The following is a 472-nucleotide window of genomic DNA, read 5'->3' as shown; positions in this document are numbered from 1 at the left end:
GATCTTCACAAATTAAATGTTGAATTCCTTAATCATGATACACTAACAGATATCATTAGCTTTGATTATTCGGTCGGAAAAATAATACAAGGCGATATTTTTATTTCTATCGAAAGAGTGGCTGATAACGCCATGGATTTCGAAGTTAATTTTGAAGACGAGCTTCATAGAATAATTATTCATGGCGTGTTGCATTACTGCGGATATAAGGATAAGACAGATGAGGACGCAAAGGTAATGACGGCAAAGGAAGACCACTACCTGAAGATGTTATCTTAAATTAAAGATTTCAACGTATATTTGCAGACCAAATTTTATTACCAACTCACGACACCTGCGTCGAGGGTTCAAATAAAATTGTCATTCCCGTGACAACGGGGCTCTAAGATGTTCCACGTGGAACATTGTTTTTGAAAAAGGAGAATTATGTTTAACGAACTTTATGATGTCATAGTAGTAGGAGCGGGGCACT

The 472-nt window shown here is 36.7% G+C and carries 1 protein-coding gene; it reads left to right on the top strand.

All coding sequences use genetic code 11. The features are described from left to right. On the top strand, window positions 1-279 hold a 279-nt coding region (gene ybeY, locus H4O21_RS28115), incomplete at its 5' end, for an rRNA maturation RNase YbeY (protein WP_182812456.1). Window positions 280-472: the final 193 nt, after the last annotated feature.

The organism is Oceanospirillum sediminis, from assembly GCF_014164585.1.
Taxonomy (GTDB): Bacteria; Pseudomonadota; Gammaproteobacteria; order Pseudomonadales; family Halomonadaceae; genus Oceanospirillum; species Oceanospirillum sediminis.
Note: the sequence above shows the minus strand (reverse complement) of the source record. Positions and strands in the feature narration are given on the sequence as shown.